General features: G+C 60.8%; 1 protein-coding gene. It reads right to left on the reverse strand.

The window, feature by feature from the left end:
* Positions 1-332: hypothetical protein (locus tag J4F42_22605; protein ID MCE2488315.1), on the reverse strand; the 332-nt coding region annotated here is incomplete at its 3' end.
* Positions 333-864 lie beyond the last annotated feature (532 nt).

Consider the following 864-nt stretch of genomic DNA (forward strand, 5'->3'; position numbering starts at 1 on the left):
CGTTCGCGTAAGTCTCTAATCGCAGCGGCCGATCCGCCTAGTTCAACCGTGCCCCCTACCATGTCTCCGATCTGAATAATGGCCTTGTCTCCCTTGGCTACGTCCTTCAGGAGAGAACGGAACAGGTCCGGCCCATTGAGAAGAGCCATATCGGACGAAGCGCCCCAGGTCGCGGACCTGTTGAGGACCGGACGCTTGTCGATCAGGATAGCCACCGCAACGGAGCCGTCTTGATCGTCCCTGAACCGCTTGGTCTCGTTGCCGATATCGGCTGGGGTGAGTCTTATTTCTAGCTGGGGTGCCCGATTGCGAATGACAAACGCCAGGAGCATGGCATTCTTTCCATACCCGCCCTAGGTCATCATACGAGTGAGAGCATCGCCACTTCTATCCCGCCCGGCTGCGCGTCGGTCGCCACCGCGTTGCTGCCGCGTAGTCCAGCTCTAAGAATATGAGGCCCATCCGGTTCGTTCTCCCAAACAGCCGGCGCGGGATGGCTAGGCGGTGCGCCGGAGCAGCTCGGCTAGCACCTGGCCCTGGTCCCGCAACGCTTGGCCGATGTCCCGCAACGCCTGGCCCTGCTCCCGCTGGTTCGATGATGTCGAACTGCCGATTTCGCTCCTCGGCGGCCAGCCGCATCCGCCGTAAGCCCCAGCCAATCATCCCGATTTGCCCGAGGCCGATTCCCAGCGTGACCACGACCTGCGCGGCCCGTATCCACATAGCAAGAATGTCGTGTTCCATACCGACCTTTCTTGTAGCAAAAAGCCAAAGATTTTTCCCCCTCTCACTCGCTCTACGTCAGAGATCAGTATGACTCCGGACACCGGGTGCCGCCGGTGATAGCGTCGCGCAGCGCCGTAG

This window comes from Desulfurellaceae bacterium, from assembly GCA_021296095.1.
GTDB lineage: Bacteria > Desulfobacterota > Binatia > Bin18 > Bin18 > JAAXHF01.